This window comes from Citrobacter sp. Cb004 (assembly GCF_030337065.1).
Taxonomy (GTDB): domain Bacteria; phylum Pseudomonadota; class Gammaproteobacteria; order Enterobacterales; family Enterobacteriaceae; genus Citrobacter; species Citrobacter braakii.
Genome location: NZ_JAOWCH010000046.1, coordinates 348,237 through 373,142, shown reverse-complemented (window position 1 = coordinate 373,142; position 24,906 = coordinate 348,237). Strand labels below are relative to the sequence as shown.

Genomic DNA, 24,906 nt, shown 5'->3' with positions numbered 1-24,906 from the left:
GAGGAGTAAGGTCCATGGCCGTACAACAGAATAAACCAACCCGTTCCAAACGTGGCATGCGTCGTTCTCATGACGCTCTGACCGCAGTCACCAGCCTGTCTGTAGACAAAACTTCTGGTGAACAACACCTGCGTCACCACATCACTGCCGACGGTTTTTACCGTGGCCGTAAGGTAATCGCTAAGTAATCACGCATGACTCAATGGCTTTCCCGCTACGGTGAGAAAGACAAAGAGTACACGCGTGATGAAGCTTAGTGAGGCTTTCCCCGGGTAACTGGGGAAACACCTAACCGGGCAGCGACGATACCTTGACACGTCTAACCCTGGCGTTAGATGTCATGGGGGGTGATTTTGGCCCTACCGTGACAGTGCCTGCAGCATTGCAGGCACTGAATTCTAATTCGCAACTCACACTTCTTTTAGTCGGGGATCCCGATACAATCACGCCATTACTTGCCAAAGCTGACTTCGAACAACGTTCACGTCTGCAGATTATCCCTGCTCAGTCAGTTATTGCCAGTGATGCCCGGCCCTCGCAAGCTATTCGCGCCAGTCGTGGAAGCTCAATGCGTGTTGCCCTGGAGCTCGTGAAAGAAGGACGAGCGGAAGCCTGTGTGAGCGCCGGTAATACAGGTGCGCTAATGGGTCTTGCGAAGTTATTGCTCAAACCCCTTGAGGGGATTGAGCGTCCTGCGCTGGTGACGGTTTTACCCCATCAGCAAAAGGGCAAAACGGTGGTGCTGGATTTGGGCGCCAACGTGGATTGTGATAGCACGATGTTGGTGCAATTTGCCGTCATGGGTTCCGTGCTGGCAGAAGAGGTGGTTGGAATTGCCAATCCCCGTGTTGCGTTGCTCAATATCGGTGAAGAAGAAACCAAGGGTCTCGACAGTATTCGGGATGCTTCTGCAGTGCTAAAAACAATCCCTTCTATCAATTATATCGGCTATCTTGAAGCCAATGAGTTACTGACTGGCAAAACTGATGTGTTGGTCTGTGACGGCTTTACAGGTAATGTCACATTAAAGACGATGGAAGGTGTTGTCAGAATGTTCCTTTCACTGCTGAAGTCTCAGGGTGAGGGCAAAAAACGGTCGTGGTGGCTGCTGTTATTAAAACGTTGGTTACAAAAAAGCCTGACAAGGCGATTTAGTCACCTCAACCCCGACCAGTATAATGGCGCCTGTCTGTTAGGATTGCGCGGCACGGTGATTAAGAGTCATGGTGCGGCCAATCAGCGAGCATTTGAAGTCGCGATTGAACAGGCAGTGCAGGCGGTGCAGCGACAAGTTCCTCAGCGAATTGCCGCTCGCCTGGAATCTGTATACCCAGCTGGATTCGAACTGCTGGACGGTGGCGAAAACGCAAACTCGCGAGCACACAGATAACGGTGCGTTTGTGAATGCTGCCAACGTATCAGCGATTTGCTCGTGGCGGTATATAACCAAAAAGTGACTGAGCGTACATGTATACGAAGATTATTGGTACTGGCAGCTATCTGCCTGAACAAGTGCGTACTAACGCCGATTTGGAAAAAATGGTTGAGACATCTGATGAGTGGATCGTCACTCGCACAGGTATCCGTGAACGCCATATTGCAGCGCCAAATGAAACAGTTGCGACGATGGGCTTTGCCGCCGCAAACCGTGCAATTGAAATGGCGGGCATCGACAAAGAACAAATTGCTCTGATTGTGGTTGCCACCACATCATCCACACACGCATTTCCAAGTGCGGCATGCCAGATCCAAAGTATGCTGGGGATCAAAGGCTGTCCGGCGTTTGACGTTGCAGCCGCTTGTGCCGGTTTCACCTACGCCCTGAGCGTTGCCGACCAGTACGTTAAGTCTGGCGCAGTGAAGCATGCTCTGGTGGTTGGCTCAGATGTCCTCGCTCGTACCTGTGATCCAACCGATCGCGGGACGATCATTATTTTCGGTGATGGCGCAGGTGCGGTTGTACTGAGCGCATCAGAAGAGCCCGGCATTCTCTCTACGCATCTGCACGCTGATGGTCGCTATGGCGAACTGTTGACGCTGCCTAATGCCGATCGCGTGAACCCGGAAAACCCGATCCACCTGACGATGGCGGGTAACGAAGTATTTAAAGTCGCGGTGACCGAGCTTGCACACATCGTTGATGAAACGCTGGAAGCAAATAATCTCGATCGTTCTGCACTGGACTGGCTGGTGCCGCATCAGGCAAACCTCCGCATTATTAGCGCAACCGCGAAAAAGCTGGGTATGTCGATGGATAATGTTGTCGTGACGCTCGACAGACATGGCAATACCTCCGCGGCCTCCGTACCGTGCGCGCTGGACGAAGCCGTCCGCGACGGGCGTATTAAAGCTGGGCAGTTGATATTGCTTGAAGCCTTTGGGGGTGGATTCACCTGGGGCTCTGCGCTGATTCGTTTCTAGTATAAGGATTTAAACATGACGCAATTTGCATTTGTGTTCCCGGGGCAGGGTTCCCAGACCGTTGGGATGTTGTCTGAAATGGCAGCAAACTACCCAATTGTTGAAGAAACTTTTGCTGAAGCATCAGCTGCGCTGGGCTATGATCTGTGGACGTTGACTCAGCAGGGGCCGGCCGAAGAGCTGAATAAAACCTGGCAGACGCAGCCAGCACTGTTGACTGCCTCTGTTGCGCTTTATCGCGTATGGCAGCAGCAGGGTGGTAAAACACCTGCGCTGATGGCAGGTCACAGCCTGGGCGAATACTCTGCGCTGGTATGTGCGGGTGTTATCGGTTTTGCCGATGCCGTTCGTCTGGTTGAACTGCGTGGCAAATTCATGCAGGAAGCGGTACCGGAAGGCACTGGCGGCATGTCTGCTATTATCGGTCTGGACGACGCTGCTATTGCTAAAGCGTGTGAAGAGTCTGCCGAAGGCCAGGTGGTTTCACCGGTAAACTTTAACTCACCAGGTCAGGTGGTTATTGCCGGGCACAAAGAAGCCGTAGAACGTGCTGGCGCAGCCTGTAAAGCGGCTGGCGCTAAGCGTGCTCTGCCACTGCCGGTCAGCGTTCCTTCTCACTGCGCGCTGATGAAGCCTGCTGCTGAGAAACTGGCCGTTGAACTGCAAAAAATCACTTTTAACGCGCCGACTGTTCCGGTTGTGAACAACGTCGACGTGAAGTGCGAAACAGACGCAGACGCTATTCGCGATGCGCTGGTTCGCCAACTGTACAGCCCGGTTCAATGGACTAAAACCGTTGAATTTATGGCGTCCCAGGGCGTAGAGCACCTGTATGAAGTTGGTCCGGGCAAAGTTCTGACCGGTTTGACGAAACGTATTGTTGACACCCTGACTGCTTCGGCACTGAATGAGCCGGCGGCATTTTCTGCGGCGCTAGAGCAATAAAAGAGGAAGACCATGAGTTTTGAAGGAAAAGTCGCGCTGGTTACCGGTGCAAGCCGTGGCATTGGCCGCGCAATTGCTGAAACACTCGTTGCCCGTGGCGCGAAAGTTATCGGTACTGCAACCAGCGAAAGCGGTGCGCAGGCCATTAGCGATTACTTAGGTGCAAATGGTAAAGGTCTGATGTTGAATGTGACCGATCCAGCATCTATCGAATCTGTTCTGGGAAATATTCGCGCAGAATTTGGTGAAGTCGATATCCTGGTCAATAATGCCGGGATTACTCGTGATAACCTGTTAATGCGCATGAAAGATGACGAGTGGAACGATATCATCGAAACCAACCTGTCATCTGTTTTCCGTCTGTCAAAAGCGGTAATGCGAGCTATGATGAAAAAGCGTCATGGGCGTATTATCACTATCGGTTCTGTGGTTGGTACCATGGGAAATGCGGGTCAGGCAAACTACGCTGCGGCGAAAGCGGGTCTGATCGGCTTCAGTAAATCACTGGCGCGCGAAGTTGCGTCTCGTGGCATTACTGTAAACGTTGTTGCTCCGGGCTTTATTGAAACGGACATGACGCGTGCGCTGTCTGATGATCAGCGTGCGGGTATTCTGGCGCAGGTTCCTGCGGGTCGCCTTGGCGGCGCTCAGGAAATCGCCAGTGCGGTTGCATTTTTAGCTTCTGACGAAGCAAGTTACATCACAGGTGAGACTTTGCACGTCAACGGCGGGATGTACATGGTTTAACCACGAGATAAAAAAATTTGCGTTATTAGGGTGAATGCCCTCAAAATAACGTAAAATCGTGGTAAGACCTGCCGGGATTTAGTTGCAAATTTTTCAACATTTTATACACTACGAAAACCATCGCGAAAGCGAGTTTTGATAGGAAATTTAAGAGTATGAGCACTATCGAAGAACGCGTTAAGAAAATTATCGGCGAACAGCTGGGCGTTAAGCAGGAAGAAGTAACCAACAATGCTTCCTTCGTTGAAGACCTGGGCGCAGATTCTCTTGACACCGTTGAGCTGGTAATGGCTCTGGAAGAAGAGTTTGATACTGAGATTCCGGACGAAGAAGCTGAGAAAATCACTACCGTTCAGGCTGCCATTGATTACATCAACGGCCACCAGGCGTAAGTGAACATCTCCAGGCGGTCATTCGACCGCCTGAGTTTTATCTTTTTATCCCACTTGAATTATTTTCCCTCCCTGGAGGACAACCGTGTCTAAGCGTCGTGTAGTTGTGACCGGACTGGGCATGTTGTCTCCTGTCGGCAATACCGTAGAGTCTACCTGGAAAGCTCTCCTTGCCGGTCAGAGTGGCATCAGCCTGATCGACCATTTCGATACTAGCGCCTATGCAACGAAATTTGCTGGCTTAGTAAAGGATTTTAACTGTGAAGACATTATCTCGCGCAAAGAACAGCGCAAGATGGATGCTTTCATTCAATATGGAATTGTCGCTGGCGTTCAGGCCATGCAGGATTCTGGTCTCGAAATTACGGAAGAGAACGCTCACCGTATTGGCGCCGCTATCGGCTCTGGTATTGGCGGTCTCGGATTGATCGAAGAAAACCACACCTCTTTGGTGAATGGCGGTCCACGTAAGATCAGCCCGTTCTTCGTTCCGTCAACGATTGTTAACATGGTGGCAGGTCACCTGACCATCATGTACGGCCTGCAAGGGCCAAGCATCTCCATTGCGACCGCCTGTACCTCAGGTGTGCATAACATTGGTCATGCAGCACGTATCATTGCATACGGCGATGCAGACGCGATGGTTGCGGGTGGTGCAGAAAAAGCCAGTACCCCGCTGGGCGTGGGTGGTTTTGGCGCGGCACGTGCGCTGTCTACACGTAATGATAACCCGCAAGCGGCAAGCCGTCCGTGGGATAAAGAACGTGATGGCTTTGTGCTGGGCGACGGCGCAGGCATGGTGGTACTGGAAGAGTACGAGCATGCGAAAGCGCGCGGTGCAAAAATCTATGCTGAAGTCGTTGGTTTTGGCATGAGCAGCGATGCTTACCACATGACGTCACCACCTGAAAACGGTGCGGGCGCTGCGCTGGCAATGGTCAACGCACTACGCGATGCGGCTATCGAAGCGGGTCAGATCGGCTATGTCAACGCGCATGGCACGTCTACTCCTGCTGGCGATAAAGCCGAAACCCAGGCAGTGAAATCTGTCTTTGGCGATGCGGCAAGCCGTGTGATGGTAAGCTCCACTAAATCCATGACCGGACACCTGTTGGGTGCGGCGGGCGCGGTAGAGTCTATTTTCTCTATCCTGGCGCTGCGCGATCAGGCTATTCCGCCAACCATCAACCTGGATAACCCGGATGAAGGTTGTGACCTGGACTTCGTACCTCACGAAGCGCGTCAGGTTAGTGGTCTGGAGTACGCACTGTGTAACTCCTTCGGCTTTGGTGGTACCAACGGCTCTTTGATCTTTAAAAAGATTTAAGTCTGCCAGGTGGTGCGTTAGCATCGATAGCAATTTAAAAAGGTCCGCTTGTCGGGCCTTTTTTTATTCGGTTTTCCACCCTTGTCCTGTGTTGTTCATCCTGCCAAACTAGCGGACCAGAAATAAGGAGCCACCATGTTCTTAATTAATGGCTGCGAGCAGAATATGCTGGCCGCAAGCGATCGAGCGACCCAATTCGGTGATGGCTGTTTTACCACTGCGCGTATTATTGACGGCGAAATTTGCCTCTTTGCAGCGCATCTTGCGCGTTTACAAGACGCCTGCCAAAAATTGCTGATCTCTTTCGAAGATTGGTCAGAGCTGCAAAGTGAAATGAAAATGCTGGCGCAAGGGCATGCGCGTGGCGTGTTAAAAGTGATTATCAGCCGTGGTAGCGGTGGCCGTGGTTACAGCGGCGCAAACTGTCGCAGTGCCACACGTATTCTCTCTGTTTCAGCCCGGCCCGATCATTACGATCGTTGGCGGCATGAGGGGATAACGCTGGCGTTAAGTCCAGTGCGTCTGGGGCGTAATCCGTTGCTTGCCGGACTTAAGCACCTGAATAGACTGGAACAGGTGTTGATTCGCTCTCATCTTGAGCAGACGGCAGCTGATGAAGCACTGGTTCTTGACAGTGAGGGATGGGTTACGGAATGCTGTGCGGCTAATTTGTTCTGGCGTAAGGGGGATGTGGTTTACACTCCCCGGCTGGATCAGGCCGGAGTGAACGGCATTATGCGACAATTCTGTATCCGGATGCTGGCACAATCGTCGTTCAGCATTGTCGAAGTGTATGCCGGGTTGGAAGAGGTTATGCAGGCCGATGAAATCGTCGTCTGTAATGCGTTAATGCCTGTTATTCCCGTACGCACCTGTGGCGACACGCTGCTGTCTGCACGTATGTTGTTCGATTTTTTAGCCCCACTTTGTGAGCACCCGAATTAGTCATGAAAAAACTGTTACTTGTTGTCCTGTTATTGCTGGTTGTGCTGGGCATAGCTGCAGGAGTGGGAATGTGGAAAGTTCGCCATCTGGCGGACAGTAAATTATTGATTAAAGAAGAGACGATTTTTACGCTGAAAGCGGGTACGGGCCGTCTGGCTCTCGGTGAACAGTTGTATGCGGACAACGTTATCAATCGTCCGCGTGTGTTCCAGTGGCTGCTGCGTGTGGAACCCGAACTGTCGCATTTTAAAGCCGGAACCTACCGTTTTACGCCCGACATGACGGTGCGGGACATGTTGCAACTGCTGGAAAGCGGTAAAGAGGCGCAGTTCCCGTTACGTCTGGTTGAAGGGATGCGTCTGAGCGACTACCTCAAGCAGCTGCGCGACGCCCCGTACATCAAACATACGCTGAGCGATGATAATTACGAGACCGTTGCTCAGGCGCTGAAGCTGGAGAACCCGCAATGGGTAGAAGGCTGGTTCTGGCCAGATACCTGGATGTATACCGCCAATACAACCGACGTGGCGTTGCTAAAACGCGCGCATCAGAAAATGGTTAAAGCGGTAGACTCCGTCTGGGAAGGGCGCGCTGAAGGCCTGCCTTATCAGGACAAAAATCAGCTGGTAACCATGGCCTCTATTATCGAAAAAGAGACTGCTGTTGCCAGCGAGCGTGACCAGGTGGCTTCCGTCTTTATTAACCGCTTACGGATTGGCATGCGTTTACAGACCGATCCGACGGTGATTTACGGGATGGGGTCACGGTATAATGGCAAGTTGTCGCGTGTGGATTTAGATACCCCGACCGCCTATAACACCTATACCATTACGGGGTTGCCGCCTGGCCCGATTGCCATGCCGGGAGAGGCCTCATTGCAGGCCGCGGCGCATCCGGCAAAAACGCCGTACCTCTATTTCGTGGCTGACGGTAAAGGCGGTCACACGTTTAACACCAATCTTGCCAGCCACAACCGGTCCGTGCAGGATTACCTGAAAGTGCTTAAGGAAAAAAATGGGCAGTAACTATATCGTCATCGAGGGCCTGGAAGGCGCCGGAAAAACCACCGCGCGTAACGTGGTGGTAGAGACACTTGAGCAACTCGGTATTCGTGACATGGTTTTTACCCGCGAACCGGGGGGAACGCAGCTCGCTGAGAAACTAAGAAGTCTGGTGCTGGACATTAAGTCGGTGGGTGACGAGGTCATCACTGACAAAGCTGAAGTTCTGATGTTTTACGCCGCGCGCGTACAGCTGGTCGAAACCGTTATTAAACCTGCGCTGGCAAAAGGCGCATGGGTAATTGGCGACCGTCACGATTTGTCGACCCAGGCGTATCAGGGGGGCGGACGCGGCATCGATCAAAACATGCTGGCAACCTTGCGCGATGCGGTGCTAGGTGATTTTCGCCCGGACCTGACGCTCTATCTGGACGTGACTCCAGAGGTCGGATTGAAGCGTGCCCGTGCGCGCGGCGAGCTGGATCGTATTGAGCAGGAATCTTTCGATTTCTTTAATCGCACCCGCGCGCGCTATCTTGAACTGGCTGCCAAAGATGCCAGCATTCGTACCATCGACGCTACGCAGCCGCTGGAAGCTGTGATGGCTGATATCCGCAATACCATCACCCAGTGGGTGCAGGAGCAGGGCGCATGAAATGGTACCCATGGTTACGACCAGATTTTGAAAAACTGGTAGCCAGCTACCAGGCGGGTCGTGGTCACCATGCGTTACTGATTCAGGCATTACCCGGAATGGGTGACGACGCGCTGATTTACGCGCTCAGTCGCTATTTAATGTGCCAGAAGCCGGAAGGGCATAAAAGCTGCGGACACTGCCGGGGCTGTCAGCTGATGCAGGCGGGGACGCATCCTGACTACTATTCGCTGCTGCCGGAAAAAGGTAAAAGCACGCTGGGAGTTGATGCGGTACGTGAAGTGAGTGAAAAACTGTACGAGCATTCACGCCTTGGCGGTGCGAAAGTGGTGTGGATCCCTGTTGCCGCCCAGTTAACTGATGCCGCTGCCAATGCCCTGCTAAAAACGCTGGAAGAACCGCCGGCACAAACCTGGTTTTTCCTCGCCAGCACAGAGCCTGCGCGATTGCTGGCGACATTGCGCAGCCGCTGCCGGTTACACCATCTTGCGCCGCCGGCTGAGTCGTACGCTATCTCCTGGCTCGCCCGCGAAGTGACCGCATCTCCAGAAGCGCTGTTGAGCGCATTACGCCTGAGCGCGGGTTCGCCAGGTGCGGCACTCTCGTTGTTACAGGCTGAAAGCTGGGCGCATCGCACAGATTTTTGTGCGGCACTGGCAAACACATTAAACGCAGGTGACTGGTATATCCTGCTCGCGGCGTTAAACCACGATCAGGCTGCCGCCCGTTTACACTGGCTGGCAACGTTGTTGACGGATGCCTTGAAGCGTCCGTATGGGATTTCCCATTTAACCAATCCTGATGCGCTGGACCTGATATCTTCTATCGCAGAACGGTTATCCGTCGCCCGGATACAGGCGATACTCGGTGACGTTTGTCATTGCCGTCAGCAGTTGCTGAACGTAACAGGCGTAAACCGTGAACTGGTGTTAACCGATCTTATCCTGCGTATTGAGCATTACCTGCAACCAGGCACCGTATTGCCTGTTCCCCATCTTTGAGAGAGACATTATGTTTTTAGTCGACTCACACTGCCATCTTGATGGCCTGGATTATCAATCTCTGCATAAGGACGTGGATGACGTGCTGGCGAAAGCGTCCGCACGCGATGTGAAATTCTTTCTTGCCGTCGCGACCACTCTGCCAGGATACCGCAGTATGCGCGAACTGGTCGGTGAACGTGACAATGTGGTGTTCTCCTGCGGCGTGCATCCGTTAAATCAGGATGAAGCCTATGATGTTGAAGACCTGCGCCGTTTTGCCGCCGAAGAGGGCGTTGTGGCGATGGGGGAAACCGGGCTGGACTATTTCTATACGCCGGAAACAAAGGTGCGCCAGCAGGAATCTTTTATCCATCATATTCAGATTGGCCGTGAGTTACAAAAGCCAGTTATCGTACATACCCGCGATGCGCGAGCCGATACGCTGTCTATTCTGCGCGAAGAAAAAGTGACGGATTGTGGTGGCGTACTACACTGTTTTACAGAAGACAGAGAAACGGCGGGCAAATTGCTGGACCTCGGATTTTATATCTCGTTTTCCGGCATCGTCACGTTCCGTAACGCAGATCAGCTCCGTGATGCCGCCCGCTATGTTCCTCTGGATAGGTTGCTGGTTGAGACGGATTCTCCCTACCTTGCGCCTGTACCGCATCGTGGAAAAGAGAACCAGCCTGCCATGACCCGTGACGTTGCGGAGTATATGGCCGTAGTGAAAGGTGTTGCCGTTGAAGAACTGGCGCAGGCAACCACTGATAACTTTGCCCGCCTGTTTCACATCGACGCTTCTCGCCTGCAATCCGTTCGTTAACTGACTTTTTTTAAAGCTCGTAATTAATAAGCAAAGCGAGTAAAGTTCACCGCCTCAAAATGGGCGGTGAATAACCGGTTTGACACATTCAGAAACGCATTTTATCGGAATGTGCGGATTTTACGGCCATCCACGACTGAATTGTGATAGCCGTCAAACAAAAACAAACTGAATTATTTTACTCTGTGTAATAAATAAAGGGTACTTAGATGCCCTGTACACGGCGAGGTTCTCCCCCCTCGCTAATGCGTGAGAACGTAGAAAAGCACAAATACTCAGGAGCACTCTCAATTATGTTTAAGAATGCATTTGCTAACCTGCAAAAGGTCGGTAAATCGCTGATGCTGCCGGTATCCGTACTCCCGATTGCAGGTATCCTGCTGGGTGTCGGTTCCGCTAACTTCAGCTGGCTGCCAGCCGTTGTATCGCACGTAATGGCAGAAGCAGGCGGTTCTGTTTTTGCAAACATGCCGCTGATTTTTGCCATCGGTGTCGCGTTAGGCTTCACCAATAACGACGGCGTATCTGCACTGGCATCCGTTGTTGCCTACGGCATTATGGTTAAGACCATGGCTGTTGTTGCGCCGCTGGTTCTGCATTTACCTGCTGAAGAGATCGCAGCTAAACACCTTGCTGATACGGGTGTTCTCGGGGGGATTATCTCCGGTGCGATTGCAGCGTATATGTTCAACCGTTTCTACCGTATCAAATTGCCTGAGTATCTTGGCTTCTTTGCGGGTAAGCGCTTCGTTCCTATCATTTCTGGTCTGGCCGCTATCTTCACCGGTGTGGTTCTGTCCTTCATTTGGCCGCCGATCGGGACTGCTATTCAGACGTTTTCCCAGTGGGCTGCATACCAGAACCCGGTCGTAGCGTTCGGTATCTATGGCTTCATTGAACGCTGCCTGGTGCCGTTTGGTCTGCACCATATCTGGAACGTTCCATTCCAGATGCAGATCGGTGAATACACCAATGCTGCGGGCCAGGTATTCCACGGCGATATCCCTCGCTATATGGCGGGTGACCCGACTGCGGGCAAACTGTCTGGTGGCTTCCTGTTCAAAATGTACGGTCTGCCGGCTGCCGCTATCGCTATCTGGCACTCTGCTAAACCAGAAAACCGCGCGAAAGTGGGCGGTATCATGATCTCCGCGGCGCTGACCTCGTTCCTGACCGGTATTACCGAACCGATCGAGTTCTCGTTCATGTTCGTGGCACCGATCCTGTACATCATCCACGCAATTCTGGCTGGTCTGGCATTCCCGATCTGTATCCTGCTGGGTATGCGTGACGGTACGTCGTTCTCCCACGGTCTGATCGACTTTATCGTTCTGTCCGGTAACAGCAGCAAACTGTGGCTGTTCCCGATTGTCGGTATCGGTTATGCGATTGTTTACTACACCATCTTCCGTGTGCTGATCAAAGCGCTGGACCTGAAAACTCCGGGTCGTGAAGATGCTACCGAAGACACCAAAGCGGGTGCGTCCGGCGAAATGGCTCCGGCCCTGGTTGCGGCATTCGGCGGTAAAGAAAACATCACTAACCTTGATGCGTGCATCACTCGTCTGCGTGTCAGCGTCGCTGACGTTGCCAAAGTGGATCAGGCTGGCCTGAAGAAACTGGGTGCAGCGGGCGTTGTAGTGGCGGGTTCCGGTGTTCAGGCTATCTTCGGTACTAAGTCCGATAACCTGAAAACTGAAATGGATGAGTACATCCGTCACAGCTAAGCAGTAAAAGGTTGGGGAGAATTAAGGCAGCCTGCGGGCTGCCTTTTTTAATGCATTAATTGGCCTGAACGCGAATCGGCGCAGTGGCGGCAAACAACCACGGACGAGCCTCTGCGTTCACGCGTGGGGATAACGTCTCTCTGACCTGCTGGTGGTAATCATCAATCCACTGTTTTTCTGCCTCACTTAGCAGATGCAGTTCAACCAGACTTAAATCAATCGGCACCAGCGTCAGCGTTGAGAAGCGACAGAAGCCAGGACGACTGTTGATAATCTCCACCTGATTCTCAATACGGATCCCATATTCTCCGACCAGATAATAACCCGGCTCGATGGTAATGATATTGCCCGCAACCAGAGGCCAGGGGTTTACTTTTTTGGCAATGCGATGGGGTTGCTCATGGATCAGGAGCTGATGGCCTACGCCGTGTCCCGTACCGTGATCAAAATCCAGACCCAGATCCCACAGCGCCCGACGGCTAAAGGCATCCAGTTGATGACCCTGAGTGCCGCTGGGAAATTGCAGCGAGATAAGCGACAAAAAGCCTTTCAACACAGCGGTGTAATGCAGACGACGCTGCGGATCCTGTGGACCAAACGCGAGGGTGCGCGTTGTATCCGTCGTACCATTATGGTACTGGCCGCCGGAATCATTCAGATACATGGCCTGAGAGGTAATGGGCGTATTGGTTTTTTCGCTGGAATGGTAATGGCACATTGCGGCATTGCTGGCTGAGGCCGAAATCGTGTTGAAGCTTTGCTCGATAAATCCCGGCTGCTGCTGGCGAAATTCCAGTTGCCTGGCCTGCGCTTCCAGCTCAGTGACCGGATTGCCTGCCGCTTCGCGCAAGGGAACTTCATGCGTAAGCCATGCCAGAAAGTTAACCCAGGCCGCGCCATCTTGTTCATGGCATTCCCGATAGCCCGCCAGTTCAACGTCATTCTTGTGCGCTTTCATCAAGGTGATGGGATCGGGTGCCCATAAGACTTCGCCACCGTGTTCTACAATGGCAAAACGCAGCGCGACCGGGGCGTAGTCTTTATCGACCAAAAAGCGTTTCCCTTTGGCTAACTGCTGGCAGCGGGCAAGAAAACTCTCTTGTGGGGCCTGCGTGAGCGTATTCAGCAGTGCAGCAGGGAGCTGCTGGGTTTTGTTGCTATCCACAAACCATTCCAGCTCGCCGCTGCGATGGAGCAGGGCGAACGAAAACGGCACTGGCACCATTGGCAGATCGGAACCGCGCACATTCAGCAGCCAGGCAATGTTATCCGGCAGCGTGATCGCCAGAACGTCGGCCTGTTGTTGCGTGAGCAGATCCACGACGCGGGTTCGTTTTTGTGTGCTGCTTTCCCCGCTGATTTCAATGGGCATTTCACGAATGATGCCGCAGGGTGCAGCCGGGCGGTCAAGCCATACCTGGTCGAAAGGATCTTGCTCAAGAGACACCAGCTCGCAATGGGTCGCCGACAGTGCTTCAAACTGGCTGTTGACCATCAGCAACGGTTCAAAACCGATACGCGCGCCCGCAGCAACGTGAGACTGCAAATAGTCGGCCAGCGGTTCGTCATGTAAATGGTGAATTTCAAAATCATCCAACGAGACTTCATTGCGCACCTGGACCTGATAGCGTCCATCGACAAACATTAATGCGCGGTCGCGCAGGACCAACGCGAGACCAGCGGAGCCGCTAAAACCGGTCAGCCAGGCCAGCTTATTGTCATGCGGTGTACAATCTTCGCTTTGGTGAGCGTCGGCGCGCGGAACAATCATGCCATCCAGACCTTGCGCTAACAGCAGGTTGCGCAGAGCGGAAAGAGGAGTTGAGTTGTGCATAGTTACCTTCAGGCCTTAACGGAACGGCGGTTCGTTGAACGTACGTAATTTACGGGAGTGCAGTCGATCGCCTTCAGCACGCAGACGATCGATTGCCCGGATACCTATTTGCAGGTGCTCGGAAATGGCACCTTCATAAAAACGGTTGGCCTGACCAGGCAGTTTGATCTCGCCGTGCAGCGGTTTATCGGAAACGCACAGCAGTGTGCCGTAAGGGACGCGGAAGCGGTAGCCCTGGGCGGCGATGGTGGCGCTTTCCATATCAATGGCCACCGCGCGACTGAGGTTAAAACGTAGCGCAGAAGCGGAATAGCGTAACTCCCAGTTGCGATCGTCGGTGGTGACGACGGTACCGGTACGCAGGCGCTGTTTCACCTCCTCGCCGGGCATGCCGCTGACTTCTTTGGTGGCGTCATACAGTGCGCGTTGTACTTCCGCAATGCTCGGAATCGGAATATCCGGTGGTAGCACGGCATCCAGCACATGGTCGTCACGCAGATAAGCGTGGGCCAGAACATAGTCGCCAATCGCCTGACTTTCGCGCAGGCCGCCACAGTGTCCAATCATCAGCCAGACGTCAGGGCGCAGGACGGCCAGATGATCGCAAATGGTTTTGGCGTTAGACGGGCCAACGCCGATATTGACCAGCGTGATCCCCTGACCGTCGGCGGTGATTAAATGCCAGGCGGGCATCTGATGTTTCTTCCAGGCGAGATCGGAGATGGCCTCTTCCGGAGCTTCCGTTTCAGCGGTGATCCAGATCCCGCCCGCGCATGACAGCGCGATATAGGGGCTGTTCGGATCGAGGATCTGGCTGCAACCCCAGCGCACGAACTCATCGACATAGCGGGTGTAGTTGGTGAACAGCACAAATGGCTGGAAATGTTCAACCGGCGTTCCCGTGTAGTGACGCAGTCGTGCGAGCGAAAAATCTACTCGTCGGGCGTCGAAGTGCGACAGCGGGGAGAATTCCGCCGGATGATAGGTACCGTCGGCTGTTTCGTCGCCGATTTGTGACAACTCGGTAGTGGGGAAATGGCGCGTTAATCCGGCGCTCATTGAGCGGTCGAGCGTCAGTTCAGAACCGTCGATCACATAGGGATAAGGGATTTCATGCTGCGACGGTTCGACGGAGATATGCGCATCATAATCCTGATACAGCAGCGTGAGTTGTTCTTCAAGATAGGGACGAAAAAGCGACGGACGGGTGATCGTAGTGGTATAGCTGCCCGCATGGGTAAAACGGCCATAAGCGCGGGTTTTCGGAGGATTGGTGGCGCTGCCATCCCAGGTGACACAAAGCGATGGGTAAACAAAAAGACCATTATGGCGGGCGATTATGTCAGGGAGCGTCCCTGTTTCAATGTACTTACCAATGGCGCTACGCAGTGCTTTAACCGACTGCTCGTACAGCGCGTCCAGTTTATCCAGTGCCTGAGTTGGGGTCAGGCTGGAGCCCTTATTGTTCATGTCTGTCTCCTTGTTCCACAGATGTACTGCTCTCCCGATAGTATGTCACAGGAATATGAAACAAAAGTCAGACGTTGAGGAAGATTGTGCGAAGGCCGATTGACCTTCGCATCAGGGCTTAACTGTGCTGCTTATCCCGCATCAGCAATGCAGTGGCGGCGGAAATAAGACACCCGGCCATCAGATAAATGGCCACGCTGTGCCAGTCTCCTCCAGAGAATGTCACCAGTGCCGCAGCAATGAAGGGGGTAAAACCGCCGCCAACCACACTTGCCACCTGATAGCCAACGCCTGCGCCGCTGTAGCGATAACTTGCGCCAAACAAACCGGTAAACATAGGCTGCTGTACGCAGACCACCATATCGTGCGCAATATTGGCCAACATAATCGCGAAGAACACGATCCAGAAAATAGACTGTGCTTCCAGCGCCATAAAGAACGGGAAGGCGCTCAGCGTACCGACCAGTGCACCGGTAATGTACACGCGCCGTCGACCAAAGCGGTCGGCAAGCCAGGCAAAGCAGGGGATGGTCAGACAGCTCAGTCCCCCCACTAACAAACCGATATTCAGAAACAGCTCGCGGGGTAAGCCCAGGTTCTGCGTAGAGTAATTAAGGGCAAACGCGGTGACGATATACATCGTCAGCAGTTCACATAAGCGCAAGCCGATAATTTTTAAGAATGCGCCCGGATGGCGGATTAACGCCTCGACCACCGGTAACCGCTTTTTCTCTGGTTGCGCTGCCTGTTGCTGCTGTTCGAATTCGGCTGATTCATCCATTCTGTTACGCATCCACAACGCGCCCAAAACCAGTACGATGCTGAACAGGAACGGAATACGCCAGCCCCAGCTCAGGAACTGCTCATCGGTAGTTTGCGAGCTAATCAGTGAGACCAGACCGGTAGAAAGCAGCAGTCCGACGCCGTAACCGACCTGAACGCCACTGCTGTAGAAGGCTTTTTTATTTTTCGGCGCGCTTTCGACCGAGAGCAACGCCGCGCCGCCCCATTCACCACCAACGGCGAATCCCTGAATGGCGCGCAGCGTCACCAGCAGCACAGGGGCCCACCAGCCAATAGTGTCAAAAGAAGGAATAATCCCTATCAGCGCTGTGGCAATCCCCATCATCCAGACGGTGAGCATCAGCATGCGTTTACGGCCAAGGCGATCGCCAAAGTGGCCGAAGATAACCCCGCCTAACGGACGGAACAAAAATCCGACGCCAAAGGTGGCAAATGCGGCAAGTGTTCCCATTGCCGGGCTAACCTGCGGGAAGAACTCGCGATTAAAGACCAGTGCGGCGGTGATGCCATAAAGCAGAAAATCATACCAGTCGACCACGGCGCCAGCGAAGCTACCAAGCGCAGCGCGTCGGGCACGATGAAGCGAAGAGACGTCCTCTTGGGGACCCGCGGAGGTGAGAGTGGAATCCATAGTTATCCTGTCTGTACTGTCTTTTAGTTATTAGTATTTGAATTGGGCTACACACATTGCAGTCGATATATTAACGACCGTTATGAGATTACCGCGACAGACGGGAAGAGAAAACGATTATCTCCCTCACCAGAGGGCTACATGAAAAATAAGACGAATGAAAAACAGAAAAGCAAAAAGCCTGCTTAGTTTCCTAAGCAGGCTTCTTAAATATGGCTCCTCTGACTGGGATCGCCTTTGCCAGTAGCTGGCTAATAAATAAGCTAAACCTGAAAACTCTTCCTGTCAAGACCACCAGAATGACCACCAATCAAAACTGATTAGAGCGGTCTCGTGCATTTGGTGATCGCTACTATTGTCACATCTATAAGGGCTGTCTGTTCTGTGCCAGAAACGGACACCCAATATGCCGTATTGTAATATTTGAATGACGTGATACACAATATTATTTTCAGGTTGTTAAAAATAATTCAATGGAGTTAAACTTTTTCTTCAGTCCATATATTTGGATAGTGACTCTTTATTTTTTCAATACGTATTGCTCCAGATAATTTGGAACAAGCATCAATGATCGCATTAAGCAAAGCCTCAAGTTTGGAGGTGTCATATTTACTTTCGATAAGCTTAACTTCTGATGTATCAAGATATCTTTTTGCGTAATACTCTTTAAACTCAAGTGCGCCTTGATACATCCCGGTCTCTTTTTTATAGTTAGTCCATCTAACAATGTATGAGTCATATTCACTATATGTTAAATCCAAGTAACACTCTATAGCGGCAGCAGTTCCATTAATATTGGATAAGGTTAGGCCGTCTGGGCCACAAGTAGGGAAACTTTCAAACTCCTTAAGATCCGGAAGACATATGCAACTCATATTATGAGGAAGCTTCATCTTTATGATTTTCTTGAAAGCTTCAACCCCTTCACTATCATTGTCGAGTACAAAAATGATTTGGTTCTGTACATCAATTTTTACTAATCCCTCAGCAAACTTTGATAATCCCCCAGTGCCGGGGAATGGATGGCCAGATGTTACATCGATGAAACGAAAAAATTCACAAACGCTAGGCTTAATTAGCTTAAATGCCTTTTGTAATATATGTGAGTCCGAGGAACCTTCAGTTGCTATGAGAAAAGAATTTTCACGGTTAATTTCAGTTTTTATTTGGTTAATGTGAACCCATCCGTTAGCGACTATTTCCCCATAGTCCCACTCGACATACTCACTAAGATTATGTTTGTTTTCACTTAAAAGTTTGATCATAGAGTATGGATGAAGTATGTTTATGACACTGAAAAACGCTGTTTTTTCTGACCAGTAAAAGTTGTTATAAGGATCATAGAGAGGAATTCTTTTTAAAATGTCGTTAGGGAATAACTTCAAAATGAAATTATCATTCTCTGTTTTTTTTGAATTATCAAAGTCGATATCTTTATCGTTTAACTCCCCCAGATCATAGCTCTTAAGTAAGCCCAGAAACTCATCAAAACTAAAAAGATTTTCTAAAGGTTCCCAATTATCGGGATAGGCTTCAATCATTTCGTTTCTTTGATAAACCTCATGCTTTACAAGATTTTCATATTCCGCACGAATAGCAGTAAGAGAAAAACCAAGTAACTCAACCCGTTCAGCTACTGCTGCAAGAGGCTTCCTGAGTACGGTCCACTGAAGGCGTCTTTCTTCATCAATTTCATCGGTTTCTTCCAGATCATAGCGTTCGTGCTGAGGTATCATTATGTGGTCGGTTGACTGGAACAATGCACCATGATCAACACCTAAGCTATTTTTACTCCAATCTAGCGTTGCACCTGAAACCTTAAGTGAAATTTCCGTGCCCATAATTCCTCTTTTAAACTGTTGGCAATCACTTAATTAAACCACCAGGAATATCATTTGTCATCAACTATGCTATGAAATTACAAGCGGTATAATGTCTTCAAAATTCAAAGTGAATATCAATCATTAGGAATTAATCCAAGGGCAGAACCAAGCGATCGGCTCGTTGCAGATTATCGCGCTGTAAGTTACGTATTGCACCATCGGAGGTGAGAACAATTATGAGCTTCCACTTTTTGCTCATAGCGGATCTGACAGCCAACAGGACTGGCCGCTTTGTGCCCGCAGTAGGCGTTGCTAACGGCGTAATGTGTCACTCAACGCGGAGCAGTCAAATTAATTAATAGACTTTGTCTCTTCCCTAAATTTGTTTGGTAAACACAGTCAATCAGTGGGTAGCATCATCTACATATTTGTAGACGGACTTCTGGCTTTCAGATGTTAACACGAGGGGCTTACTTGAGCACTTTGAGTCATTCTTCCATCTCGGCCAGATCCCGCACCCATCTCGTAGATAGTCGTTTTGGCTACAAGGCCAATCTCAATCTGCCTCAGCTCTTGGCGACGGATTGTGTTAAGAAATAGCAGAACTCCGTTTTTGATTAATTGAGACAGGTCGTTAAGGACACTCGATCCGGAGATTTGTTTTGTGCGCGAGCTACAGTGCTGCTGTCGCGTCCAGTTTACTAATAAGTTATTCTGCATTTCAAACTCCGTGGGCATTTGGTGAAGCAAGGTTTGCCACCAATATTTGGTGCTTTTCATTGGGTAACGGCGGAAATTCACAGGGACGTAGTAAGGTTTACCGAAGACTAATAGCAGCAGAAAAGGAGCGAGTATGGCGACGATAACGGTTTCTCCGGTTCATTTTGAGGACTACAGTGGTATCCAGTTCGAGCGCCTTGTTTTTGCATACCACCTGCGCGCGGGTTGGCATGATCTGATTTGGCACGGTCAATCAGGAGGTGATCAAGGGCGAGATATCTCGGGTATTGAACCATTTGATGACCAGCCAGCACGTAAGACCATCATCCAATGCGCGAACCGAGACACGTTGACACTGGCAAAAGCCAAGAGCGACATGAGTAAGTCGATTAAAGCAACTGGCAGTGTCCCAGACGTCTTTAAGTTCGTCTCTCGTGGTGCGGTCTCGGATGCTGGCAGAACGCGCATCGAGCAAGCAGCAGCTTCCCTAGGCGTCAGGCATGTAACGATATGGTCGGGCGTAGAGTTCGAAGAAAACTTGCGTCTTCGTGCTGAATATCTGCTGCACCGTTTTGTCCAGGGCGTCGAGTTTCCTGATGTTGAAGCTGATATTCAAAAATTCACGGATGATTTTCCCGACCTTTCCGACGCCGATGTTCTGCAACTGATGGCTTCCGTATTTGACCGGCCAGCATTTCGCACACCGTTTCAACAAGAAAGTTCTCTCCCTGCTTTTCAGAAGGCAATCGAAGATACCATTGGCGCACTAAATACAGGTTTGTGGAGAACGCGTGAGGGCGTCGAGATCAGGCGCATTCCTTCGATCCACCATCTCAAAAATCAACGCATCCAGACAGTGATGGGAAAAGTGGTTCGTCAGGTCGACCAACTGCGGCGCATCTTCGTAACTCGGCTTAAGGAAGGGGAAATCAGACCTTGTGGATGTGGTCAGCCCGATTGCCCCACGTTTACGCTCACGCAACGCGTGGCTGACGAGCTAGACGACGCGAGACAGAGAATCCTCACGACGTTTCAATCAGTGTATACTTCCTTCAGTGTGAGCCTTAGTTAGGCAATGAAAAATGGAACCTACAGCGTACTCATTCTTCTTGAAAGCCCAATATAATTTCTTAAGTATGCGAATGTGATGATGGCACTGACCCCGGAACAAATTCACTACCTCAACCAATATGCACCAGGCGAAGCTGTGTCACATGCATTGTCCGAGCTACTATTCATTGATCATGATCTTCTCGGTATCGATGCTAACGAACGGTCGATTACCTTTCGCTTTGCGATGTACCTCCAGCAATGTTTCCCCGGTTGGACTGTAGATTGCGAATACAACCGGGACAGCATTGAACCTAAACGGCTCAGACATTTGGAACTTTATCCAGACAGCGAAGACGTTGAGGCAAAGACAGTATTTCCAGATGTGATCGTGCATCGCCGAGGTACACGACAGAATCATTTGGTCTTGGAGTTCAAAAAATCAACGAGTCGCGTCGATAGAGAGATCGATCTACTAAAACTTCGAGGTTATAAGCAGCAGCTTGGTTACGAGCACGCTCTGTTTGTGGAGGTCGGCACCGAAGGGCAATCGATCATCACGGCGCTCGAGTGGGTCTGAGAGGTGATAGAAAGATAATTCATGATACGTATTCCATCATTCAACTCTCAGCACCTTGAGGCCGCCTGTCGCGTCCTTGCTGATACCGAACGTGGCTTGAGTGGGTCGCAGATCGAGCGACTGCTACAAGAAATTAAAGTTGCGGACACATCGCCAGGAATGACAAAGTGGAAACGTCTGTTTAATGCGCTCGCAGGTGCGCAGAACCAGTATCAGGTCGGCAACCATCTTATTATGTTCATTAACCGTGCGATGAACCCGGTTAATTACGCCCGTGATCCATCGGTGTTTGCCTGGCGACGTGATGAACTCAATGTTGTCCTGGCTTTTTCCGGTTTTTATATCCGTGAGGATGGTAAGGTCGCGAGCGCTGCTAAAGTAACGACTCTGGATTCTGCTCGAGCCCGCGCCGGGCGACTTAAGGCTGCACTCGAAAGCCGTGCTGTGCATGCGGAAGTTTTGAACTATTGCCGTGCCGAACTTCTGGACGAAAACTATTTTCATGCCGTCTTCGAGGCGACGAAGGGGGTTGCGGAACGTATTCGTCAGTTGTCCGGGTTGAGCGGTGATGGTGCTGACTTGGTGAACAAGGCATTTACCGGACAACAACCTGTTCTGACTTTGGGATCGCTCACCACCGACTCAGAAAAGAGCGAACAGAAAGGTTTTGCGAATCTACTGATTGGTCTATTCGGTGCTGTGCGCAATCCACTAGCCCATGCGCCTAAGAAGAATTGGCCCATGTCTGAACTGGATGCGCTGGACATCCTTACGTTGGTTTCGCTTATTCATCGCAAGCTGGATGGCACGCAGAAACAACTATAGCGGCACCATAGTGGAGTTGCATGAGCTACACAGTGTTGATCTTGCTGTACCATCATTATAAGAAAGCAATCCGAATTCTAAATTGATGATTATCTCTCAATAACCTTCATCTATCTATTTATATGACTTAATTTGCTGATATCTATTTTTTTAAGTAACATAGTGTGTCTTATCTCCGTCTGAAGAGCTGGTTGCAACAATCGTTAACAGGCCCCCCAGTTCCGAGACTGAACTCTTTTCCATTGGTGCACAAAAGCAAAAAGCCTGCTAGTAATCAGGCTGTTCAAATTTGGCTCTGTAATTGGGATTGCCTTATTCAGTTACAAGCTAATATATAAGCGAAACTTGAGTCACTTCTCTGTCAAGACCACCAAGATGAACACCAATCTCTTTTTCATTTAATCATAGTAAGGTTGCCTTCAATAACTGATTAGGGTCCGCAAATTATTCCGAATGACGTAGACCATATCACTCGTGGATAGCCCATATAAATGGGCTAGTTCTTCTACAGTATTTTCTATATCAGCTGGTTGTGAAGGCCTATTATCAATACGTGTGAATGGACCATCGGTTTCTGTTAGCACTCGCTCAATTGGAATAGACTGTATCATAGGAATATGTCTGGCATTGCTAATCATTTCCATATTAATAGAAAAATAGCATCCTAACTCTAATGCTCGCTTCGCCTCGTTCTTTGTTCCAGTGAACCAGTGGAGAACAATTTTCCCACGCCCTAAGGGTAAATATGCTTCAATGAAGTCTAGTACAATTTTGACCGCTCTGACGCTATGGACTGTAATGATCTTATCGCCAGCCTGAGCGCAACGTTGCAATATATGTTGAAATACTCGCTTTTGCGCATCGAGTGACTTGAAAAAGCGAGGACCAGCATCCAGTCCAACTTCACCAACATAGCGTGTCTCCGATAGGTAATGATCCCATAGTTCTAGTTCATTTTCATGGTTGGCTACCAATTGGGGATGTAACCCTAATGCTGCTCGGACATACTTCGTACGCTTTGCAATCTCGTGATTGCGAGGCCATGCGCGCGGTGTTGTCGTAACTGCCAATGTAAATATTCCAGCTTTCTCTGCATCTCTGACTGCTGAATAATGATCAGGGTAGAGATCAAGGTGACAGTGAAAATCGACAAGCCCTTTAGTTGCATTCATGTAAATATCCTTTTCAAGCTGGTCTTGTCGAAACACCGTCGATAAGTCGCGCAACTTCAGCAAGTCCGCGCTGATATACACCAGCTAGCTGGTCTAAATGCATTGCTTCATCCGCAAGCGAGCCAGGCTTGTGAATCAAGATACTTGCTAGTTGCGGATTATCTTTCAGACGAGCAATTGCATATTGAAATGATCTGACCTGTACTCCAGTTGCTTGGCGCGTGTCCAAGGGGTGAGCATGAAGATCTGCCACTGTATACACCGTTGGATCACTATCAGGTCCCCATGCTGCCATTAATGCTGCTCGGCGGATCAGGCATGGCAAACAATAGCCACACTGTTCAATGCCATGCCCCAACCAACGGGCCTTGGCCGGTGATGAGCACGATAGTGAATCTGATATCAGGCTTTTTAAAAGAGAAGGATTTTGGCAAGACGAAGCCATCTCCCCTTTAGTTTTGTTCCAATACGGATTTTGAATTTCGCCATTGATGCCAAGTATGGAAAGTAGTTCATTCCATCTCGCCATATAATATGGGTGCGTCGTGCGAGTACTGTTTGATCCCAATCGTAGTGGATCCAACGGTACATTTAGAGCAATCAATCCATTTTCAGGGACGCGCAAAACGAAATGGTTTCCTAGTCCGGTTCCTGCGAAAACACCGAGAGCAAAAAACAAGAAAGATCTGCCTCGAGTACTATTCTCTGAACTTACGCCTTCCACAAGTCCTTCCTCAAAGGACATACCAACTCGCAATCTCCCTAAAGATGATTTGACGTAATGTTTTTTTAAACCGGCAAACAGCTTAGTTTGTGCATCACTTGTTGCCCCCTCTCCGAAATGACTAACCAGAAGCGGTGTAGTTCCACTCTCTAACGAGTCGATAGCTCCAATTAAACTATCAAGTCCACCTGAGAATAAACTGACTGAATCAAATGGGTGAGCAATCAGGGTTGGTGGTGCTTCTTTGACGACAGTATTAAATCGCTCGGGGCGTGGCCTAAAATCGACCGTCCAGCGATCGCCGGTTAAAAAATCAAGAGAATTTTTGAGGGTTGGCGCTGCTGAATACCAACGAGAGGGATTACTCACAGGTACTATCAATCTTATCTCGCGTGTCCACGAATCCTGCGATTGCTCAACACGCGAGATTCGTGTGTCAGCAGCATGGACATGGGCTGCTAAAACCAACAGGTCAATGCCCATTTCTGTTGGGAATATGCCGATATTGTTAAGGCTGGACAGTGCATGACCAATTCCATAATCCAACGTTTGTTTGCTGGCGACGAGCTGTAGGGAAGTTATCTGTTCATCTAAGCCTGCTACAGGGTCAAATGAATCGTCATAACCGAAATGACCAACTAGGAGTTGTCGCATCATTGTTTATTAGCCTCTGCATCGCCAAGAGCCTGTAAAATTCTAAACGCAGACTCATAGATCGTATCCACGAATCCTTGAATTTGCTCTGGAGTAAGATGATTTGTCCCAATTTGAGCGCGTGCGAGTGCATCGCTTACTCCACCCCGGATGAAATCTCGCACCTGCTGCTCAACAAGATGTGCTGTATGCGCATTTATTGGCATCGTCACCGCTTTGGTTCCAATGTCATTACAAATGCGTGCTTCGATCGCGTGAGTAGCATATAGTTCGAAAACGGTTTGCATTTGATCTGGTGTAAATGTATTCAAATCAGTGAGACCTTCGTTAGCAAGTTCTACGATAGTCTCGATGTATGCTTCACGGGCAATGCCCTCATCAACAGTACCTGCTCCTGGGCAGATGAAATCAGCTAGCCCAATGAAAATTTCAGTGATTGGACGGCCTGCTAGCGATTCTAAATTCAGTGAGCGTAGCGCTTCGTTGACACCCCTTGTTTGTACCTCCGCTAGGAAACCGAGGAGCCGTGCCCCCGCCCCTCTGGAAGCTCCCATACGTTGTGCTGCCTGCCTAGCACCACCTGATGACGTTGAAACATACTTCGATATGGCCCGCCCGAGGCTTGCTCGATCTGAACCACCAGACCCTGC

Annotated in this window: 23 protein-coding genes; 16 read left to right on the top strand and 7 right to left on the bottom strand. The window is 50.5% G+C overall.

Annotated elements, in window-relative coordinates:
* Positions 1-14: 14 nt before the first annotated feature.
* From rpmF to ptsG, 13 genes are all read left to right on the top strand, one after another.
* The gene (rpmF, locus tag OGV65_RS06965) at positions 15-188 is read left to right on the top strand and encodes a 50S ribosomal protein L32 (protein WP_003036242.1); all 174 of its coding nucleotides are present in this window, start codon (positions 15-17) and stop codon (positions 186-188) included.
* Between the two features lie 122 nt (positions 189-310).
* On the top strand, positions 311-1,390 hold the full coding sequence (gene plsX / locus OGV65_RS06960; RefSeq protein WP_071601761.1) for a phosphate acyltransferase PlsX: 1,080 nt from the start codon (positions 311-313) through the stop codon (positions 1,388-1,390).
* A 77-nt stretch (positions 1,391-1,467) separates the two neighbouring features.
* On the top strand, positions 1,468-2,421 hold the full coding sequence (gene fabH, locus OGV65_RS06955; RefSeq protein WP_286454776.1) for a beta-ketoacyl-ACP synthase III: 954 nt from the start codon (positions 1,468-1,470) through the stop codon (positions 2,419-2,421).
* A 15-nt stretch (positions 2,422-2,436) separates the two neighbouring features.
* The gene (gene fabD / locus OGV65_RS06950) at positions 2,437-3,366 is read left to right on the top strand and encodes an ACP S-malonyltransferase (protein WP_286454773.1); all 930 of its coding nucleotides are present in this window, start codon (positions 2,437-2,439) and stop codon (positions 3,364-3,366) included.
* Positions 3,367-3,378: 12 nt separating this feature from the next.
* The gene (gene fabG, locus OGV65_RS06945; RefSeq protein ID WP_016152641.1) at positions 3,379-4,113 is read left to right on the top strand and encodes a 3-oxoacyl-ACP reductase FabG; all 735 of its coding nucleotides are present in this window, start codon (positions 3,379-3,381) and stop codon (positions 4,111-4,113) included.
* A gap of 155 nt (positions 4,114-4,268) precedes the next feature.
* On the top strand, positions 4,269-4,505 hold the full coding sequence (gene acpP / locus OGV65_RS06940; protein WP_000103754.1) for an acyl carrier protein: 237 nt from the start codon (positions 4,269-4,271) through the stop codon (positions 4,503-4,505).
* A gap of 85 nt (positions 4,506-4,590) precedes the next feature.
* Entirely contained in the window at positions 4,591-5,832 is a 1,242-nt protein-coding gene (gene fabF, locus OGV65_RS06935) for a beta-ketoacyl-ACP synthase II (RefSeq protein ID WP_003036260.1), read from the top strand.
* Between the two features lie 135 nt (positions 5,833-5,967).
* Entirely contained in the window at positions 5,968-6,777 is an 810-nt protein-coding gene (gene pabC, locus OGV65_RS06930; RefSeq protein ID WP_286454772.1) for an aminodeoxychorismate lyase, read from the top strand.
* A gap of 2 nt (positions 6,778-6,779) precedes the next feature.
* Positions 6,780-7,802: a cell division protein YceG gene (yceG, locus tag OGV65_RS06925; protein ID WP_019076480.1), complete on the top strand. Its 1,023-nt coding sequence runs from the start codon at positions 6,780-6,782 to the stop codon at positions 7,800-7,802.
* Positions 7,792-8,433: a dTMP kinase gene (tmk, locus tag OGV65_RS06920; RefSeq protein ID WP_016156195.1), complete on the top strand. Its 642-nt coding sequence runs from the start codon at positions 7,792-7,794 to the stop codon at positions 8,431-8,433. Before yceG ends, tmk begins: the two co-directional genes overlap by 11 nt.
* On the top strand, positions 8,430-9,434 hold the full coding sequence (gene holB, locus OGV65_RS06915) for a DNA polymerase III subunit delta' (protein ID WP_286454771.1): 1,005 nt from the start codon (positions 8,430-8,432) through the stop codon (positions 9,432-9,434). Before tmk ends, holB begins: the two co-directional genes overlap by 4 nt.
* Before the next feature lie 10 nt (positions 9,435-9,444).
* Entirely contained in the window at positions 9,445-10,242 is a 798-nt protein-coding gene (locus OGV65_RS06910) for a metal-dependent hydrolase (RefSeq protein WP_286454770.1), read from the top strand.
* Positions 10,243-10,535: 293 nt separating this feature from the next.
* Complete coding sequence (gene ptsG, locus OGV65_RS06905) at positions 10,536-11,969, top strand: PTS glucose transporter subunit IIBC (protein WP_016152655.1); 1,434 nt, start codon at positions 10,536-10,538, stop codon at positions 11,967-11,969.
* 55 nt (positions 11,970-12,024) lie between these two features.
* Here ptsG and OGV65_RS06900 read toward each other — a convergent pair whose 3' ends face one another.
* The 4 genes from OGV65_RS06900 to OGV65_RS06885 form a co-directional block, all read right to left on the bottom strand.
* Positions 12,025-13,803, bottom strand: a complete 1,779-nt coding sequence (locus OGV65_RS06900) for an aminopeptidase P family protein (RefSeq protein ID WP_286454769.1) — start codon at positions 13,801-13,803, stop codon at positions 12,025-12,027.
* 15 nt (positions 13,804-13,818) lie between these two features.
* The gene (locus OGV65_RS06895; RefSeq protein WP_016152657.1) at positions 13,819-15,273 is read right to left on the bottom strand and encodes an AMP nucleosidase; all 1,455 of its coding nucleotides are present in this window, start codon (positions 15,271-15,273) and stop codon (positions 13,819-13,821) included.
* 118 nt (positions 15,274-15,391) lie between these two features.
* On the bottom strand, positions 15,392-16,708 hold the full coding sequence (gene shiA / locus OGV65_RS06890) for a shikimate transporter (RefSeq protein ID WP_016156198.1): 1,317 nt from the start codon (positions 16,706-16,708) through the stop codon (positions 15,392-15,394).
* 479 nt (positions 16,709-17,187) lie between these two features.
* The gene (locus OGV65_RS06885; protein ID WP_003036316.1) at positions 17,188-18,549 is read right to left on the bottom strand and encodes a HEPN/Toprim-associated domain-containing protein; all 1,362 of its coding nucleotides are present in this window, start codon (positions 18,547-18,549) and stop codon (positions 17,188-17,190) included.
* An 835-nt stretch (positions 18,550-19,384) separates the two neighbouring features.
* On the opposite strand from OGV65_RS06885, the gene OGV65_RS06880 reads away from it, so the two are divergent.
* The 3 genes from OGV65_RS06880 (at position 19,385) to OGV65_RS06870 (ending at position 21,706) form a co-directional block, all read left to right on the top strand.
* The gene (locus tag OGV65_RS06880; protein ID WP_003036321.1) at positions 19,385-20,323 is read left to right on the top strand and encodes a hypothetical protein; all 939 of its coding nucleotides are present in this window, start codon (positions 19,385-19,387) and stop codon (positions 20,321-20,323) included.
* Positions 20,324-20,401: 78 nt separating this feature from the next.
* Positions 20,402-20,881 carry a hypothetical protein gene (locus OGV65_RS06875; protein WP_031617716.1) on the top strand — a complete coding sequence of 160 codons (480 nt, stop codon included), beginning with the start codon at positions 20,402-20,404 and terminating at the stop codon, positions 20,879-20,881.
* A gap of 21 nt (positions 20,882-20,902) precedes the next feature.
* Complete coding sequence (locus OGV65_RS06870; RefSeq protein WP_003036327.1) at positions 20,903-21,706, top strand: TIGR02391 family protein; 804 nt, start codon at positions 20,903-20,905, stop codon at positions 21,704-21,706.
* A gap of 419 nt (positions 21,707-22,125) precedes the next feature.
* Here OGV65_RS06870 and qatD read toward each other — a convergent pair whose 3' ends face one another.
* Genes qatD through qatB form a run of 3 tightly spaced genes read right to left on the bottom strand, consistent with a single transcriptional unit; the run spans position 22,126 to position 24,864 of the window.
* The gene (qatD, locus tag OGV65_RS06865) at positions 22,126-22,878 is read right to left on the bottom strand and encodes a Qat anti-phage system TatD family nuclease QatD (RefSeq protein WP_003036330.1); all 753 of its coding nucleotides are present in this window, start codon (positions 22,876-22,878) and stop codon (positions 22,126-22,128) included.
* A 13-nt stretch (positions 22,879-22,891) separates the two neighbouring features.
* Positions 22,892-24,259 carry a Qat anti-phage system QueC-like protein QatC gene (gene qatC / locus OGV65_RS06860; protein ID WP_003036334.1) on the bottom strand — a complete coding sequence of 456 codons (1,368 nt, stop codon included), beginning with the start codon at positions 24,257-24,259 and terminating at the stop codon, positions 22,892-22,894.
* Positions 24,256-24,864 carry a Qat anti-phage system associated protein QatB gene (qatB, locus tag OGV65_RS06855; RefSeq protein WP_306308187.1) on the bottom strand — a complete coding sequence of 203 codons (609 nt, stop codon included), beginning with the start codon at positions 24,862-24,864 and terminating at the stop codon, positions 24,256-24,258. The genes qatC and qatB overlap by 4 nt, the downstream gene beginning before the upstream one ends.
* Positions 24,865-24,906 lie beyond the last annotated feature (42 nt).

Excerpts from the sequence above, each read along its gene's own strand:
- holB (WP_286454771.1), top strand. The coding sequence starts at position 8,430 with ATGAAATGGTACCCATGGTTACGACCAGATTTTGAAAAACTGGTAGCC.
- yceG (WP_019076480.1), top strand. The coding sequence starts at position 6,780 with ATGAAAAAACTGTTACTTGTTGTCCTGTTATTGCTGGTTGTGCTGGGC.
- rpmF (WP_003036242.1), top strand. The coding sequence starts at position 15 with ATGGCCGTACAACAGAATAAACCAACCCGTTCCAAACGTGGCATGCGT.
- pabC (WP_286454772.1), top strand. The coding sequence starts at position 5,968 with ATGTTCTTAATTAATGGCTGCGAGCAGAATATGCTGGCCGCAAGCGAT.
- fabG (WP_016152641.1), top strand. The coding sequence starts at position 3,379 with ATGAGTTTTGAAGGAAAAGTCGCGCTGGTTACCGGTGCAAGCCGTGGC.
- fabH (WP_286454776.1), top strand. The coding sequence starts at position 1,468 with ATGTATACGAAGATTATTGGTACTGGCAGCTATCTGCCTGAACAAGTG.
- OGV65_RS06885 (WP_003036316.1), bottom strand. The coding sequence starts at position 18,549 with ATGGGCACGGAAATTTCACTTAAGGTTTCAGGTGCAACGCTAGATTGG.
- OGV65_RS06870 (WP_003036327.1), top strand. The coding sequence starts at position 20,903 with ATGATACGTATTCCATCATTCAACTCTCAGCACCTTGAGGCCGCCTGT.
- shiA (WP_016156198.1), bottom strand. The coding sequence starts at position 16,708 with ATGGATTCCACTCTCACCTCCGCGGGTCCCCAAGAGGACGTCTCTTCG.
- tmk (WP_016156195.1), top strand. The coding sequence starts at position 7,792 with ATGGGCAGTAACTATATCGTCATCGAGGGCCTGGAAGGCGCCGGAAAA.
- OGV65_RS06900 (WP_286454769.1), bottom strand. The coding sequence starts at position 13,803 with ATGCACAACTCAACTCCTCTTTCCGCTCTGCGCAACCTGCTGTTAGCG.
- acpP (WP_000103754.1), top strand. The coding sequence starts at position 4,269 with ATGAGCACTATCGAAGAACGCGTTAAGAAAATTATCGGCGAACAGCTG.
- ptsG (WP_016152655.1), top strand. The coding sequence starts at position 10,536 with ATGTTTAAGAATGCATTTGCTAACCTGCAAAAGGTCGGTAAATCGCTG.
- OGV65_RS06910 (WP_286454770.1), top strand. The coding sequence starts at position 9,445 with ATGTTTTTAGTCGACTCACACTGCCATCTTGATGGCCTGGATTATCAA.
- OGV65_RS06880 (WP_003036321.1), top strand. The coding sequence starts at position 19,385 with ATGGCGACGATAACGGTTTCTCCGGTTCATTTTGAGGACTACAGTGGT.
- OGV65_RS06875 (WP_031617716.1), top strand. The coding sequence starts at position 20,402 with ATGGCACTGACCCCGGAACAAATTCACTACCTCAACCAATATGCACCA.
- qatD (WP_003036330.1), bottom strand. The coding sequence starts at position 22,878 with ATGAATGCAACTAAAGGGCTTGTCGATTTTCACTGTCACCTTGATCTC.
- OGV65_RS06895 (WP_016152657.1), bottom strand. The coding sequence starts at position 15,273 with ATGAACAATAAGGGCTCCAGCCTGACCCCAACTCAGGCACTGGATAAA.
- fabD (WP_286454773.1), top strand. The coding sequence starts at position 2,437 with ATGACGCAATTTGCATTTGTGTTCCCGGGGCAGGGTTCCCAGACCGTT.
- qatC (WP_003036334.1), bottom strand. The coding sequence starts at position 24,259 with ATGATGCGACAACTCCTAGTTGGTCATTTCGGTTATGACGATTCATTT.